14 protein-coding genes are annotated in these 13,849 nt (G+C 63.6%); 10 read left to right on the forward strand and 4 right to left on the reverse strand.

The window, feature by feature from the left end; genetic code table 11:
- Window positions 1-3 precede the first annotated feature (3 nt).
- Window positions 4-369, reverse strand: coding sequence for a plastocyanin/azurin family copper-binding protein (locus tag RG2_RS04955; RefSeq protein ID WP_033231342.1), 366 nt, complete (start codon window positions 367-369; stop codon window positions 4-6).
- Window positions 370-408: 39 nt separating this feature from the next.
- Here RG2_RS04955 and RG2_RS04960 point away from each other — a divergent pair, with 39 nt between their 5' ends.
- Genes RG2_RS04960 through tsaD form a run of 7 tightly spaced genes read left to right on the forward strand, consistent with a single transcriptional unit; the run spans window position 409 to window position 6,856 of the window.
- Window positions 409-1,848 (forward strand): NAD(P)H-hydrate dehydratase, encoded by a 1,440-nt coding sequence (locus RG2_RS04960; protein WP_033231341.1) that lies wholly within the window; start codon window positions 409-411, stop codon window positions 1,846-1,848.
- A 55-nt stretch (window positions 1,849-1,903) separates the two neighbouring features.
- Window positions 1,904-3,109 carry an alanine racemase gene (gene alr, locus RG2_RS04965; protein WP_033231340.1) on the forward strand — a complete coding sequence of 402 codons (1,206 nt, stop codon included), beginning with the start codon at window positions 1,904-1,906 and terminating at the stop codon, window positions 3,107-3,109.
- Entirely contained in the window at window positions 3,106-4,161 is a 1,056-nt protein-coding gene (locus RG2_RS04970; RefSeq protein ID WP_080711578.1) for an alpha/beta fold hydrolase, read from the forward strand. Before alr ends, RG2_RS04970 begins: the two co-directional genes overlap by 4 nt.
- Complete coding sequence (tsaE, locus tag RG2_RS04975) at window positions 4,151-4,633, forward strand: tRNA (adenosine(37)-N6)-threonylcarbamoyltransferase complex ATPase subunit type 1 TsaE (RefSeq protein WP_033231339.1); 483 nt, start codon at window positions 4,151-4,153, stop codon at window positions 4,631-4,633. The genes RG2_RS04970 and tsaE overlap by 11 nt, the downstream gene beginning before the upstream one ends.
- Window positions 4,634-4,686: 53 nt before the next feature.
- Window positions 4,687-5,334, forward strand: a complete 648-nt coding sequence (tsaB, locus tag RG2_RS04980) for a tRNA (adenosine(37)-N6)-threonylcarbamoyltransferase complex dimerization subunit type 1 TsaB (protein WP_033231338.1) — start codon at window positions 4,687-4,689, stop codon at window positions 5,332-5,334.
- Window positions 5,331-5,822 (forward strand): ribosomal protein S18-alanine N-acetyltransferase, encoded by a 492-nt coding sequence (rimI, locus tag RG2_RS04985; protein ID WP_033231337.1) that lies wholly within the window; start codon window positions 5,331-5,333, stop codon window positions 5,820-5,822. The genes tsaB and rimI overlap by 4 nt, the downstream gene beginning before the upstream one ends.
- Entirely contained in the window at window positions 5,819-6,856 is a 1,038-nt protein-coding gene (tsaD, locus tag RG2_RS04990; RefSeq protein ID WP_033231336.1) for a tRNA (adenosine(37)-N6)-threonylcarbamoyltransferase complex transferase subunit TsaD, read from the forward strand. Before rimI ends, tsaD begins: the two co-directional genes overlap by 4 nt.
- 1 nt (window position 6,857) lies before the next feature.
- Here the strand turns inward: tsaD and RG2_RS04995 are convergent, their stop codons facing one another.
- Window positions 6,858-8,387: an Hsp70 family protein gene (locus RG2_RS04995; protein ID WP_051730216.1), complete on the reverse strand. Its 1,530-nt coding sequence runs from the start codon at window positions 8,385-8,387 to the stop codon at window positions 6,858-6,860.
- 159 nt (window positions 8,388-8,546) lie between these two features.
- Between RG2_RS04995 and RG2_RS05000 the strand changes: the two genes are divergently transcribed.
- Window positions 8,547-9,113 carry a potassium channel family protein gene (locus RG2_RS05000; protein ID WP_033231335.1) on the forward strand — a complete coding sequence of 189 codons (567 nt, stop codon included), beginning with the start codon at window positions 8,547-8,549 and terminating at the stop codon, window positions 9,111-9,113.
- On the opposite strand, the gene RG2_RS05005 is transcribed toward RG2_RS05000, so the two are convergent.
- Complete coding sequence (locus RG2_RS05005; RefSeq protein WP_033231538.1) at window positions 9,103-10,821, reverse strand: TIGR03767 family metallophosphoesterase; 1,719 nt, start codon at window positions 10,819-10,821, stop codon at window positions 9,103-9,105. The genes RG2_RS05000 and RG2_RS05005 overlap by 11 nt on opposite strands.
- Window positions 10,822-11,048: 227 nt before the next feature.
- On the opposite strand from RG2_RS05005, the gene groES reads away from it, so the two are divergent.
- Both groES and groL read left to right on the forward strand, forming a co-directional pair.
- Complete coding sequence (gene groES / locus RG2_RS05010) at window positions 11,049-11,348, forward strand: co-chaperone GroES (RefSeq protein ID WP_003940763.1); 300 nt, start codon at window positions 11,049-11,051, stop codon at window positions 11,346-11,348.
- A gap of 86 nt (window positions 11,349-11,434) precedes the next feature.
- Entirely contained in the window at window positions 11,435-13,045 is a 1,611-nt protein-coding gene (gene groL, locus RG2_RS05015; protein WP_033231334.1) for a chaperonin GroEL, read from the forward strand.
- Window positions 13,046-13,110: 65 nt separating this feature from the next.
- On the opposite strand, the gene RG2_RS05020 is transcribed toward groL, so the two are convergent.
- A complete protein-coding gene (locus tag RG2_RS05020) occupies window positions 13,111-13,848 on the reverse strand; it encodes an anti-sigma factor (RefSeq protein WP_033231333.1) in 738 nt (245 codons plus the stop codon).
- Window position 13,849: the final 1 nt, after the last annotated feature.

A 13,849-nucleotide genomic window follows, 5' to 3' on the forward strand; every position in this document is an offset into this window, starting at 1 on the left:
AAGTTATTGAACGATCACAGTGCCTCGCATGTCGGGGTGCGGTGTGCAGGTGTAGTCGTAGGTTCCGGGTTCGTCGAAGGTGGCCGTGTAGGTGCCCGACTTCTTGAGCGGGCTACGTAGCAGGCTTCGGGCACTGCCGATGCCTTTGACGTCGTGGGCCATGCCCCCGTCGTCGAACACCCAGGTGACCGTGTCACCCACGTTCACGGTGATGGATGCGGGGGAGTAGGCCATCCCGGTGACGGTGACGACGGGGCCACTCAGCGTGGTTTCGGGCGCACTAGGGGTGGAATCCGTGCTGGAACTGCACCCGACGAGGCCGGCGGTGAGCACGAGGCCCGCGAACATCGGGACGAGACGTGATTTCATGGTTCCGAGGGTAGCGACTTGCAAACGAAGGGTTCCGGCATGCGCGGGTACTACACGGCAGATCAGGTTCGCGAAGCGGAGGCGCCGCTGCTGGCGTCGTTGCCCGACGGAGTGTTGATGCGCCGGGCCGCGTACGGACTGGCGCGGGTTGTTGCCGACGAATTGCGTTTGTACACAGGATTACTCGCTTCGAGGTCGGTGACTCTGCTGGTCGGCAGTGGCGACAACGGCGGTGACGCGCTCTGGGCCGGAGCGTTCCTGCGTAAGCGCGGAGTTGCTGTGCGTGCGGTCCTACTCGACCCGGAGCGCGCGCACCGGCGGGGCCTCGAGGCTTTCCGCCGAGCGGGTGGGCGTATCGAGTCCGACCTCGGTACACCGGATCTGGTGGTCGACGGCATTGTCGGAATTTCGGGCCGCGGTTCGTTGCGCCGCGCGGCAGCCGCTCTTGTGGAGCAGGTCCGCTGCCCGATCGTGGCGGTGGATCTTCCCAGCGGTGTGGACGCGAACACCGGGGGCGTCGACGGGCCTGCGGTGACAGCTGCGGTGACGGTGGCATTCGGTGCGCTCAAACCTGTGCATGTGTTGGCACCGCAGCGGTGCGGTCGGGTGGAGCTGATCGACATCGGTCTGGATCTCGGTGAGCCGGATTTCCGCTCCCTCGATCCGGCGGAAGTGGGTGCGCGCTGGCCGGTTCCGGGCCCGAGTGACGACAAGTATTCGCAGGGCGTTGTTGGGGTGATTGCGGGGAGTGCGCAGTATCCGGGGGCTGGTGTGTTGTGCACGGGGGCAGCGGTCACGGCGACGTCGGGGCTGGTGCGTTACGCGGGGCACGGCGCGGCGGAGGTGCTTTCACGCTTCCCCGAGGTGATCGCAAGCGCGGCCTTCGAAGACGCCGGGCGCGTGCAGGCGTGGGTGGTCGGTCCTGGAATGGGAACCGATGCCGACGCGGCGGCGCTGCTTGCATCTGTTCTCGCGACGGATGTCCCGGTCCTGGTCGATGCGGACGGGTTGAGCTTGCTGGCCGAGAATCTTGATCTGGCACGTCGACGCACCGCACCGACGCTTCTGACTCCGCACGCGGGTGAGTTCGCACGATTGGCGGGCACCGAGCTGGGTGTTGATCGGGTCGGTGCCGCACGCGCCTTGGCGTCGGATCTCGGTGTGACGGTGCTCCTCAAGGGTCATACGACAGTGATCGCTGATCGAGGCGGACAGGTGTTGGTCAATGATGCGGGTGGCTCGTGGGCGTCGACCGCCGGATCGGGTGACGTTTTGTCCGGTGTGATCGGGGCGCTGCTCGCTGCCGGGCTTGCACCACTCGACGCTGCGGCGGTGGGAGCCAGAACACACTCTCTTGCCGCGAACTTGGCGGCCGCAGGCGGCCATGCCGACGTTGCAGGTGCACCGATCTCGGCATCGCCGCTGCTCGGAAGTGTGCGTGACGCAGTAAGAGTGTTGCGCAGCGTCGCGCGGAATTGAGTGATGTCAAACCCGAATTGATGTCGGAATTCGCGAGAGTGGCAGGATTGACGCCATGAAGCTTGCCGAAGGAAGAGCCCCGAAAGACCCAGAAGAAGGGGAGTCGGCAAGCGTCGCGGCAACAGGAGGTCCGCAGACCGAGGCGGTCGTGGACCTCGATGCCATCGCCCACAACGTGCGGGTTCTTCGTGAGTTCGCCGGTGACGCGGCACTGATGGCAGTCATCAAAGCTGACGGGTACAACCACGGTGCCGTTGCTGTTGCGCGCACTGCACTCTCCGCCGGTGCCCGCGAACTCGGTGTCACCACGATCGGCGAGGCCTTGGTCCTGCGGGCAGCGGGGATCACCGCTCCGGTACTGGCGTGGCTGCATGGCGTCGATGCCGATTTTGCCGCCGCCATTTCCGCCGACGTGGAAATCGGGGTGTCGTCTCCGCGGCACCTGGCCGCGGTGGTGACCGCCGCGCGGGATCTCGGACGAACTGCCACGGTGACGCTGAAGGTCGACACCGGACTCAATCGCAACGGCGTCTCGCAGGCCGATTGGCCGCAGATGCTGGCAGACCTCGTCGCGGCTCGAAACGAGGGCACGATCCGGTTGCGCGGAGTGTTCTCGCACCTGGCGCATTCGGACGAACCGCACCACGACGTCATCGACCACCAGAAGCAACGTCTGATCGATGCAGTTGCCGACGTCCGGGCTCACGGATTCGAACCCGAGGTTGTGCACCTTTCCAACTCGGCGGCGACGGTAACCCGTCCTGACCTGCGATTTGACATGGTTCGGCCGGGAATTGCGATATACGGGTTGTCGCCCGTACCAGAGATGGGCGATTTCGGTCTCCGACCGGCAATGACGTTGCGAGCGAAGGTGATTCTGGTGAAGAAGGTGGCTGCCGGTGAGGGGGTTTCCTACGGACACCTCTGGACCGCGCCGCGCGACACCACCCTGGCATTGCTCCCCGTCGGCTATGCCGACGGGCTTCCGCGCTCGTTGAGCGGGCGTTTCGAGGTCCAACTCGGCGGTAAGCGTCGTCAAGCCGTCGGACGGATCTGCATGGACCAGGTGATGGTCGATCTCGGACCAGATGGTGACGGTGTGCGCGAGGGCGACACCGCCATCTTCTTCGGCAACGGAGATCAGGGCGAACCCAACGCGCAAGCCTGGGCGGAAGTGCTGGACACCATTCACTACGAGATCGTGACCGGCCTGCGCGGGCGAACCGAACGTACGTACATCGGCGGGGAGGGTATCTCGTGAAGACTGCAGGACGAATGAGCATCCTCGGTGGGCTCCTCAGTGCGATTGCACTCGGTTCCATGGCCGGCGTCAACGCGTTGAAGACGGCCACTCGGCCAGGTCGAGAGATCTACGCAGACGAAGACTTCGACCTGATGACGCGGGACCGCGCGAGCGTTGTACGCACCGACGACGGGGTTGATCTGGCAGTCCGCGAAGTCGGGCCGGACGACGCTCCACTGACGGTTGTCTTTGTGCACGGATATTGTCTGAGCGCGTTTTCCTGGCATTTTCAGCGTCGTCAGCTTGCCGAGCGGTGGGGTGACGACGTTCGGATGGTGTTCTACGACCAGCGCGGGCACGGTGATTCGGGCATGCCCCGCGCGAAGAGTTGTACGGTCTCGCAACTCGGCCGTGATCTGGCGTCGGTCATCGAAGCCAAGGTGCCGATCGGTCCGGTTGTGCTTGTCGGTCATTCGATGGGCGGCATGACAGTGCTCGCGCTTGCCGGTCAGCGACCGGAATGGTTCGCCGGTGGCCGAGTTGTCGGTGTCGGGTTGGTATCGACCACCGCAGCGGGTCTCGCCGAAACCGGACTCACTCGCAATCTGCAGAATCCGATCATCGACGGTTTCCGTCTGGCTGTGCGGACGTCCCCGGGCGTCGTACAGCATGCCCGTGGCGCTGCGCGTGTGCTCATCACACCGATCCTGCGGGCAGCGTCGTACGGCACGGACGTGAGCCCTCGACTGCACGAGCTGTCGGACGGGATGCTCGATCGCACGTCGGTTGTCACCATCGTCAATTTTCTGCGGACCCTCGAATTGCATGACGAGAGTGGGTCTCTGCCCGTCCTCGCGCACACTCCGGCTGTGGTGATCTGCGGCGATCAGGACATGATGATTCCGTTTGCCAGCTCGCAACTGCTGGCGGATGCGTTGCCGGAGTCCGACCTGGTGCGAATTCGCGGCGGCGGTCACCTGATCCAGCTGGAGTTCCCGGCTATCGTCACGGATGCGATCGAGAGTCTTGTCTCACGTACACATAGTCAAGTGAGGTCCGATGTCGGCTGAAACCCTCCCTGAATCAGGAACCGTCACTCTGGAGACGACGGAAGACACGGAGGCATTCGGTCGCAGGCTGGCGGCCGGACTTGTCGCCGGTGACCTCGTGGTTCTCGACGGTCCACTCGGCGCCGGAAAAACGGCACTGACCCGCGGTATCGGTGCGGGCCTCGGCGTGCAGGGACGCGTGACGTCACCGACATTTGTCATCGCGCGCGAGCATCGCCCCGGCATTCGCGCCGACGGCGGAACACCCGTCGGGATGATTCACGTCGACGCGTATCGCCTCGGCGACAGCGGGCCGCACGCTCTTGACGAGCTCGACGCCCTGGACCTCGATACCGACCTCACCGATGCGGTGGTCGTGGTGGAGTGGGGCGGCGACGTCGTGGAACGCCTTGTCGAGCGTCACTTGCGGGTGCAGCTTCACCGTGAACCCGAGTCGGATGTCCGGACGGCCAGTTGGGCATGGACGTCGTGACACTGCTCCCACCGTTGAAAGTAGTTCTTCACGTGCGAGTACCCTGAGTTATCGTGCTTGTTCTCGCGATTGATACCTCCACGCCGGCCGTCACTGCCGGAGTTGTCTCACTCTCGCCTCTCGGTGAGGTTTCGACGCTCGCCGTTCGGGTGACAGTGAACCCCCGCGCACATGCCGAGGTGCTCACCCCGCATGTTCTCGAATGCCTCGCCGAGGCGTCGATCACGCCGGCAGACCTGGGCGCCGTGGTGGTGGGCGTGGGACCCGGTCCGTACACCGGCCTGCGGGTGGGGATGGCGACCGGCGCCGCGTTCGGTGACGCGCTCAGTGTCCCGGTCTACGGTGTGTGCAGCCTCGACGCCATTGCCGCGGCAGTGCAGACGCCAGGCAACCTGCTTGTCGTGACCGATGCACGTCGACGTGAAATCTATTGGGCTCGTTACGATGAGGGCGTTCGAGTGGAAGGCCCCGCAGTGAATTCGCCGGGCGACGTTGACGCGTCGCCGTCGACGATTGTTGCCGGATCTGCTTCGCACGTAGACCTTTTCGATCTCCGGGTCGAGCCTGCGGAGACGCCGTCTCCGGCCGGTTTGGTCACTGTTGCAGCGCAAGACATTCTGGCCGGTTCGATTCCGGAACCGCTCGAGCCGCTGTATCTACGCCGCCCGGACGCCAAGACCTTGGCGGAACGCGGCAAATGAGTTACACCATCACGTCGATGACGGTCGACGACGCCGAGCGGTGTGCCGAGTTGGAACGTGCCCTCTTTGCGGGGGACGGGCCGTGGACCGCTCAGGCTTTTGTCTCCGAGTTGGCCGGCTCGCACAATCACTACTTCGTGGCTCGTGAGCCCGACGGTCGTGTTCTGGGGTACGCCGGAGTTGCATTGTTGGGCGCGCCGCCCAACATCGAAGCCGAAGTGCACACCATCGGAACGGATCCGGGTGCGCAGCGCCGCGGTATCGGCGGGGCTTTGCTCGATGCGCTCTTGGCTCTCGCGGACGACCGGGGAGCAGACGTGTTCCTGGAAGTGCGCACCGACAACGAACCGGCAATCGCTCTGTATCGGCGTGAGGGATTCGAGATCGTCGGAACCCGAAAGAAGTACTACCAGCCCAGCGGGGCAGATGCGTTCACGATGCGGCGGCCCGCCGTGGGTGTTCGCAAGAATGAGGAGCAGCAAGCATGATCGTCATGGGTGTCGAAAGCTCGTGCGACGAAACAGGAGTCGGCATCGTACGTTGGAACGGTGACGGAACCTGCGATTTGTTGGCGGACGAAGTGGCGTCGAGTGTGGATCAGCACGCCCGGTACGGCGGAGTGGTGCCTGAGGTTGCGTCGCGCGCTCATCTCGAGGCAATCGTCCCGACCATGCGGCGTGCTCTCGCGGCGGCCGGTATCGAGAAGCCCGACGCTCTGGCCGTCACGATCGGACCCGGCCTGGCGGGCGCCCTGTTGGTGGGTGTGGCGGCAGCCAAAGCCTATGCGGCAGCGTGGAACATCCCGTTCTATGCGGTCAATCACCTCGGCGGCCACGTATCGGTCGACACCCTCGAGCACGGACCGTTGCCGTCGTGCGTGGCCCTTCTGGTCTCCGGTGGGCACACGCATTTGCTGCACGTCGAGGATCTCGGAAAGCCGATCGTCGAACTCGGAACTACCGTCGACGACGCTGCCGGTGAAGCATTCGACAAGGTTGCGAGGCTTCTCGGTCTCGGGTTCCCCGGTGGACCGGCCTTGGATGCGGCTGCGCAGGAAGGTGATCCGAACGCGATCCCGTTCCCGCGTGGCATGACGGGCCCGCGCGACTCGCGTCACGACTTCTCCTTCTCCGGACTCAAGACGTCCGTTGCTCGCTATGTGGAGTCGAAACAGCGTGCAGAAGAAGCTTTTTCGATTCCGGATATCGCAGCGTCGTTCCAAGAGGCGGTGGCCGACGTCCTGACGATGAAGGCGGTTCGTGCCGCCAAGGATGTCGGCGTCGACACCGTGGTGCTCGGCGGAGGAGCAACCGCGAACTCTCGCATTCGTAGCCTCGCCGAGCAGCGGTGCGCCGAATCCGGTCTCACGCTGCGTATTCCGAAGCCGAGGTTGTGTACCGACAACGGAGTGATGATCGCTTCGCTGGCCGCGCACCTGATCGGTGCCGGAGCCGGGCCGTCGGAATTGAGTGTTGCAACCGATCCGGGATTGTCCGTCTCGATCAGCCAAGTTCTGCGCTAGGTCAGCCGACCGGTACAGGCAGGTGAGCGGTGGGGGTCGGCGCCGCGTTCTCCGTCGTCGGCTCGGGTGATGCGGACTCTGTGGGAGTCTCGGCGGTGGTTTCGGTGGAACCGGAACCACCGTTTCCGCCTTCGCCCGGAGCCAGTTCCGAAGGCCCACTCGGAATCTGTGGCAGGTTCTCCGGCCACCACGACGGTGTATCCGGCAGCGTGATGCCGGGAAGTGTCGGCCGGGCCGGGATGGTGGTCGTGGTTGTCGGCGGAAGAGTTGTCGGCGGAACGGTTGTCGTCGGTGTGGACGTGTCCGACGGCGGCGCAGGCGACAACGTGAACTGATGTGTCTCGTACGGCTGTGTTCCGTACGGCTGTGTTCCGTACGGCTGTGCCCGGTACGGGACTGTTGTGTGGACAACCGTGGGCACGGGGTCATGTGACGGGATGACTGTGGAACCGGTGCTCGGAACGACGTCGGTTGTGGTGTGCGTTGTGGTCGATCCGGTGCCGGCCGGCGAAATCGGCGTGTTGTCGGTCGGGACGACTTCCTTGGCGGCATAACCCAATACGAGTCCACCGACGACTAGCGCGCCGATCAGCGCGCCCGACGCTTTGGCGGCCGGACGGATGCGCTCGGAAGTTTCCGAGCCTGCCAACGGGTAACGCAACGACGTCGCGGAATCTGCAAGTAGTGCAGCACCTTTGGCTGCGGCTGCTTCGGGCTCGTCGAATTCGACTGTCGGGACTCGTGCGGCGTCTGCGATTGCCGTACGCACAGTGGGGATATGGGCGCCGCCGCCGATGAGGACAATGGCCTCGACGGTGTGTGGTGCCGCGCTCAGGACGCTGCGGATCAGCGTGAGCGCGCGCTCGACATCCGCGGCGATGATGTCCTCGAACTCGACCCGGGTGATCGTGATGGGCCCACGTGGCAGGTCGATCGTGACGCTGCGAGTGGTGGAGAGTTGTTCCTTCGCGACGTGGCAGCGCGACATCAGTAGTTCGGTGTCGGTGTGTCGGCCGAGTGGATGAGGGTACTTGTCGGTGACAAACGCGACGAGGGCTGCGTCGATGCCGGCGCCGGCAAGAGCGTCGGTGCGTTCGGAGATGAGGATCTCGCCGCTGTGATCGACCACGGACACGCTCAGGCCGCTATCACCGAGGTCTATCTGCGCGGTGGCGCCGTAGCGTGCAGTCTTGCCTGTTTCTGCGAGATAGGCGTGCACTGCGGCCGGTTCGGGAATGAGCCGAACGCGGTTCGGCGACTTCGCGAGCGAGGATCGGATGCTCGCGAGCTGTTGGTCGGTCGAGTATGTGACCCCGATGGATCGAGGGGCAGCGGCGCGATCGGACACCTGCGTGGTCATCAGCTTGATCGACGCGCGCACCAAGTCTCCGACGTTGGTGTTGACCTGATCGGCGGAGACGAATCGTGTTTCGGCAGGCAAACTACCGGGTGTGGCTTCTGCGGAATCGGTATCGACGAGCGCGGAGTAGACGCCCGACGAACCCGTCGACATTCCCAGTGATGAACCCATCTTGCACCCCCTCGCAGGTGTTTCTGTGACCGCATATCGGTCGCCGTTACATGAACGTTACAGAACGATCGGCACGATTGCTCGGCAGTTTTCTGTGAGGAGGAGAACTTTTCGTACCGAAACGGTGGTTTTACCAGCGGGATTGCCGAATATTGAATTATGCGGAAAAAAGTCGAATCCCGGCAGATGGATACGCGTCAACGCCGTCGATTGATCGCGGGGGCGATACTTCGGCCGGTGCTGACCGTCGTCGCGTTGGGTTGTGCGTATTTCCTGTTGCCGTGGACCGACGCGCATACCGTCAGCGCATTTGCTCTGTTGGTCGCAGGCGGTGTCGCGGTACTGGGTGTCGCTGCCTGGCAGATCAAGCGAATCCTGAATTCGGATGTGCCGGCGTTGCAGGCCGTCGAGGCGGCATCTGTCGTGGTGCCGACGTATCTTCTGATCGTCTCGATGACCTATTTTGCTGTCGCAGGGGCCGACCCGACAAGTTTCACCGAACCGTTGTCGAGGATGGGTGCGCTCTATTTCTCGCTGTCCGTGTTCTCGACCGTCGGGTTCGGGGACATCGCCGCAAAAACTGATCTGGCCAGGGCATTGGTGTCGCTTCAGATCGTCTGCAACCTGGTGCTGATCGGCTTTGGCGTCCGCTTTGTTATTGCTGCCGTGTCCTGGTCCAAGGAACACAGGACACGGCAGACGAAGCCAGGTGACGCTAGCGAATGACGGGAACTAGCAGCTCGACGTTCTGATCGACACCGGCGCCGGTCAGCTTGGGATCGCGGTGAATGTCGTTGAAGGACAGTTCGCGGTACAGCGATGCCAGGCCCTCTGGCGATTTGTCACTGTGATCGACCGAGTACGGACTCTCGGCTTCGAAGAGCGTCGCGAGCAGCGAGACGGTGCCGTCGCCGTTGTCCGCGATTTCGATGATCCGGCCGAGCTGCGGGAAGTCGATGTGCGAAGCGGTGTTGATCTCCCAGAACCCCTGTTCCGGCGTGACACCGGGCCACGGGGTGATCTTGTTCTCGTGTGTGTGGCCGTTGACCCAGGCAAGAACGTTGGGGAAGCGGTGCAACAGTTCGAGAAGCTGCGAACCACGGAAGCGTGGCTCGAGAATGTTCTCGGGGTCGGGGATGAGATTGTCCATCGTGTCGCTCGTGTGGTGGCTGAACAGCACGAAGTAGGTGTCGTCGCGGGACTGTGTGATCTTGGACCCGGCAGCGTCGAAGAACGTGCTGCTGCCGGCCCGAAGGGTGTCTTCGATCCAGCGGAACTGCGCTGCGCCCAGGGAGCCGTCGACAAAGCCGGCACGGTTGGTGGAGTCCATGCTGATTCCGACGACGCCGGGAGCGATCTCGAAGGAGTAGTAACCGATGCCGGTGTGATCGGCGTCCGGTGCAAATCCGTGACCGACCGGACCCGGACCGGTATGCGCCGGATCGAGGTGCGCGGCGATGAACTGCTTCGGCGTGAAGGGAGCACGGGCCGGGTCGGGGGTGACCTGGCGCGGGGGCGTCGTGAAGGCGGACAGAATTCCCGGAATGGCGCTCGGATCGAACTTGGTGGCGATGTCGATCTGCTTGGCCTGTTCCGGTGAGCCGGGAACCTCGAACTTGAGCGATCCGGTGTACATGGCCTCTAGCGGCGGGATGCCACTGGGAACGGTGCCGGACACCGAATCGTCGTGGTTGCCGAACACGCAGTACCAGGGAGTGTTCAGGCCAGGGCTCGAAACAGGGGTGAATGCGGCTCCGAAGAAATTGGGAATCTCGGGGAAGCCCGCCTTCTTGTACATGTCGAGCATCGGCGATTCCGGGTTCCAGTACAGATCGGCCCCGGAGTTCTGGACACCTTCGTAGCGATCCTTCGCGCCGGTGTTCGCAACGATCGTGCCGCCGTTGAGTGCGGTCAGGAACCAGTCGAGTTCGGCATGTTCCTTGTTGTCCGTGTTGTCGCCGGTGGTGACAACTGCGTCGAACGGTCGTGCCGTGTGCGGACCGCATCCGATGGAATTGACGCTTCGGACAAGCGAGATCAGGCCGTGCGCAGTCAGCGTTTCCTGCGGACGGAAAGCGGAACCGGTGATCTGGTGGACGTATTCGAAGCGCATCGGCGACTGCGCGTCGAGGATGTGGACGTCGGTCAACTGCACGATCGATGCCAATGCGGTGCGTCGGTCTTCGCGGCCGGACTTGGGTTCCGCGAGTTCGCCGCGCACGATGTTTGCCCAGCCAGGACCGGCTCCGAGTTTGCGGTAGCCGCTGCTGCCGATCGGCGTCGCGACTGCGTCGAGTGTGGTGCCCGCGCCCGACGTGGGCAGGGGAGCGGCGCCGGCATATTGCAGTCCCCACGGCTTGGCGCTCAGACCTACGGCGCCCACGGCGCCGAGTCCGGCAAAGGTCAGGAAACTACGGCGGTTGATGTTCGTCACGAATGAACAATAGGTGAACAAATTGGACGTGGGTCTGATTTCGCTGAGGACGAAGAGAAAAAACCCGCCCAGTCCTTGAGGGTTGGCACTCTCACGTATAGAGTGCCAATTGGCGCTGATCGAGTTCCGGCACCCGCGACGACGGGACTGCAGTGACGCGCCGTAAACGTCAAACCCAATCGCGTCTCGAGCAACCCTCGGGCGCACATACCCATGGAGGGCTCATCGTGGCGAGCGTCAACATCAAGCCGCTCGAGGACAAGATCCTCGTCCAGGCCAACGAGGCTGAAACGACGACGGCTTCCGGCCTGGTCATTCCTGACACAGCCAAGGAAAAGCCCCAGGAGGGCACCGTCGTTGCAGTCGGCGAAGGCCGCGTCAACGAGCAGGGCAACCGCATCCCGGTCGACGTCAAGGAGGGTGACACGGTCATCTACTCCAAGTACGGCGGAACCGAGATCAAGTACGCCGGCCAGGAGTACCTGATTCTGTCGGCACGCGACGTGCTGGCTGTCGTCTCCAAGTAAGACACACGTGATCCGCCCCGGAGTCCACACAGGATCCCGGGGCGGAATGCGTTCACGCCCCGAAGATTCAGGAGCTGACAGAACAGATGTCCAAGCAAATTGCGTTCAACGAGACCGCGCGGCGTGCTCTCGAAGCAGGCGTCGACAAGCTCGCCGACGCCGTCAAGGTGACCTTGGGCCCGCGTGGACGCCACGTCGTGCTCGCCAAGGCATTCGGCGGCCCCACCGTCACTAACGACGGTGTGAGCATCGCCCGTGAGATCGATCTCGAAGATCCCTTCGAGAACCTCGGCGCACAGCTCGTCAAGAGTGTCGCCACCAAGACCAACGATGTTGCCGGCGACGGCACCACCACCGCTACGGTTCTCGCTCAGGCGATCGTGCGCGGCGGACTCAAGAACATTGCCGCGGGCGCAAACCCGATGGCACTCGGCGTCGGAATCAACGCTGCCGCAGACAAGGTCGTCGAGGCGCTCATCGCCGCAGCAACTCCGGTCGAGGGCAAGAAGTCCATCGCTCAGGTTGCCACCGTCTCCTCGCGTGACGAGGAAATCGGCGAAATGGTCGGCGAAGCACTCACCCGTGTCGGCACCGACGGCGTTGTCACGGTCGAGGAATCCTCCACCGTTGCAACCGAACTCGTTGTCACCGAAGGTGTTCAGTTCGACAAGGGCTACCTCTCGCCCTACTTCGTCACCGACATCGATTCGCAGAAGGCCGTCTACGAAGACGCGCTGATCCTGCTCTTCCGCGAGAAGATCAGCTCACTGCCCGACTTCCTGCCGCTGCTCGAGAAGGTTGCCGAATCCGGCAAGCCGCTCTTGATCATCGCCGAGGACGTCGAGGGTGAAGTTCTCTCCACTCTGGTGGTCAACTCGATCCGCAAGACGATCAAGGCTGTCGCCGTGAAGGCACCGTTCTTCGGTGACCGTCGCAAGGCGTTCCTCGACGATCTTGCCGTTGTCACCGCAGGCACCGTCATCAACACCGACGTCGGACTCTCCCTCAAGGAAGCCGGACTCGACCTGCTCGGCAGCGCACGCCGCGTTGTCGTCACCAAGGACGAGACCGTCATTGTCGACGGCGCAGGCACGGCAGACGACATCGCGACCCGCGTTGCGCAGCTTCGCCGCGAGATCGAGAACACCGATTCCGACTGGGATCGCGAGAAGCTCGAAGAGCGTCTGGCGAAGCTCTCCGGCGGAGTTGCGGTCATCAAGGTCGGCGCAGCCACCGAGACCGATCTCAAGGAACGTAAGTTCCGCGTCGAAGATGCCGTCAACGCAGCCAAGGCTGCTGTTGCCGAGGGCATCGTCCCCGGCGGTGGATCGGCACTCGTTCAGGCCGGCGTCGAACTCGCCGACAACCTCGGCTTCACCGGTGACGAAGCTACCGGCGTCGCAGTGGTTCGCGCAGCACTCAACGCTCCGCTGTTCTGGATCGCATCCAACGCCGGCATCGACGGTTCCGTCGTTGTCAGCAAGGTTGCGGATCTCCCCAAGGGCCATGGCTTCAACGCCGCGACCCTGACGTACGGCGACCTGCTCGCCGACGGCGTCATCGACCCCGTCAAGGTCACCCGCTCGGCAGTGGTCAACGCCGCTTCCGTTGCTCGGATGATCCTGACCACCGAGAGCGCCGTTGTCGAGAAGCCGACCGAAGAAGTAGCTGACACCGGACACGGTCACAGCCACTAGGTTTCACGCACTAAAAGCGATCCCCCACCGAAAGTTGGTGGGGGATCGCTTTTTTCGTTTTCTGCTCAGACCAGCGGAATGATGGCGAACGGATCGCCCGTCGGCTGAGTCGATCCACCAGGAGGCTCGATCGTAAATGCCAGCTTGGTGTTGGGACCGATATTGTCGAGTACAACCTGAGTGGTCGGCTTGACGTCGGCAGGTGCCATGGTGCCCTTCGGAGTCATGGTGCTACCGTCCGGCGAGACCAGCCACATCTGATAAACCTGGTCCGGGCTCGGGGGAGTCACACCGTTCATCGTCAACACCGCGGCATCCTCGGACGGCGAAAACGCCGTTGTCGCGGTGCCGCCGCCGGGTACGTCCAGCGTGGTCGAGTGCATGTCGGGCGCGGCCATGATCTCGGAAACGGTGGTCGGCGACGGAGTGTTGTCGGTGATCTGGACGCCGATTCCGATACCCCCGGCCACGATGACCACGGCCGCTGCAGCGGCTAGTGCGACGGTCCATGGGCGTCGACGCTTGCGATGACCGGCAAGGGAGACCGGCGGAGCCAATTCCGGGGATTGTGGTGTCTCGGCAATAGTGTCGAGTAGGCGAGCGCGGAGCCCTGGCGGAGGTTCGACTGCGTCGACGATGCTCAGAGCAGCCATCGTCTCGGCGGCGAGCCGGACCTGAGATTCGAATTCCGCTCGGGTGGCCGCGTCGGTGCCTTCCAGGAGAACGTCGACAGCCCGACGCTCATCGGGGTCGAGGGCATCGATCGCGTAGGGGTGTGCCCAGCCGATCAGCTCTTCGTCCATC

It is taken from the genome of Rhodococcus globerulus NBRC 14531 (assembly GCF_001894805.1).
Classification (GTDB): Bacteria; Actinomycetota; Actinomycetes; order Mycobacteriales; family Mycobacteriaceae; genus Rhodococcus_F; species Rhodococcus_F globerula.

Bases quoted from the DNA above. Each gene is read 5' to 3' on its own strand.
- RG2_RS04960 (WP_033231341.1), top strand. From the start codon at position 409: ATGCGCGGGTACTACACGGCAGATCAGGTTCGCGAAGCGGAGGCGCCG.
- RG2_RS05020 (WP_033231333.1), bottom strand. From the start codon at position 13,848: ATGGACGAAGAGCTGATCGGCTGGGCACACCCCTACGCGATCGATGCC.
- alr (WP_033231340.1), top strand. From the start codon at position 1,904: ATGAAGCTTGCCGAAGGAAGAGCCCCGAAAGACCCAGAAGAAGGGGAG.
- tsaD (WP_033231336.1), top strand. From the start codon at position 5,819: ATGATCGTCATGGGTGTCGAAAGCTCGTGCGACGAAACAGGAGTCGGC.
- RG2_RS05000 (WP_033231335.1), top strand. From the start codon at position 8,547: ATGCGGAAAAAAGTCGAATCCCGGCAGATGGATACGCGTCAACGCCGT.
- groL (WP_033231334.1), top strand. From the start codon at position 11,435: ATGTCCAAGCAAATTGCGTTCAACGAGACCGCGCGGCGTGCTCTCGAA.
- rimI (WP_033231337.1), top strand. From the start codon at position 5,331: ATGAGTTACACCATCACGTCGATGACGGTCGACGACGCCGAGCGGTGT.
- RG2_RS04955 (WP_033231342.1), bottom strand. From the start codon at position 369: ATGAAATCACGTCTCGTCCCGATGTTCGCGGGCCTCGTGCTCACCGCC.
- tsaE (WP_033231339.1), top strand. From the start codon at position 4,151: ATGTCGGCTGAAACCCTCCCTGAATCAGGAACCGTCACTCTGGAGACG.
- RG2_RS04995 (WP_051730216.1), bottom strand. From the start codon at position 8,387: ATGGGTTCATCACTGGGAATGTCGACGGGTTCGTCGGGCGTCTACTCC.